Annotated in this window: 2 pseudogenes; both read left to right on the forward strand. The window is 70.0% G+C overall.

The features are described from left to right. Positions 1 to 375 (forward strand): annotated as a pseudogene (locus tag AB3X86_RS38315) (type II secretion system protein GspD); the annotation flags it as partial. A gap of 5 nt (positions 376 to 380) precedes the next feature. Next, a pseudogene (locus AB3X86_RS38320) lies at positions 381 to 729 on the forward strand (type II secretion system protein GspE); the annotation flags it as partial.

Here is a 729-nt window from a genome sequence, read left to right on the forward strand (position 1 = left end):
GTCACGGCGAACCGCTACGACTACATCCAGGGTGTGCAGGGCGCGTACCGTCAGGACAACAACATCATGAGGGATCGCGACGATCCGGTCGTGCCGCCGATGCCGCTCGGCCCGAGCCAGGGCGGGGTGCCGGCGATGAACCTGTTCGACCTGAACCAGATGCGCCGCCAGCAGATGATGCCGCAGCAGGCACCGCAACAGGTTCCTCAACAGGTACCCCCGCAAGCCGCCGCGCCGGCCGTGCCGCAAGCTGGCGCGCAGACTTCAACCCAACCCGTGCCGCAGACGGTGCCGCAAACCATGCCGCAACCGGCCGTCGTCGAGCCGGCGAGCGGCCCGGTGCCGAGCACGGTGTCGCCGGGAGCGCGTCCGTGACGCAGATGCCCGCGCAAACCGCACCCTCGCAACGTCCGCTGAACGGTGACGCCGCGGCCGGCGAGCGCGCGGCGCCCTCGCCGCTTGCCGCCCGGCTGGTGCCATACGGTTTTGCGCGCAGCGGCCAGATCCTGGTCGCGCATCAGCATGCCGATAGCCTCGAAGTCTGGATCAGCGAGCGCACGAGCGAAGCCGCGCTTGCCGAAATCGCGCGCAACTACGGCGTGGTGTCGGTCGTGCGCGTGCCCGCCGACGATCTCGCGCAGGCGATCAACCAGGCCTATGCGCGCCAGGACGGCAGCGCCGCGCAGGTGGTCGGCGAAGTGGAAGGCGAAGTCGATCTGTCGCGGCTGA

The sequence above is a fragment of the Paraburkholderia sp. BR14374 genome (assembly GCF_040948685.1).
Taxonomy (GTDB): Bacteria; Pseudomonadota; Gammaproteobacteria; order Burkholderiales; family Burkholderiaceae; genus Paraburkholderia; species Paraburkholderia youngii.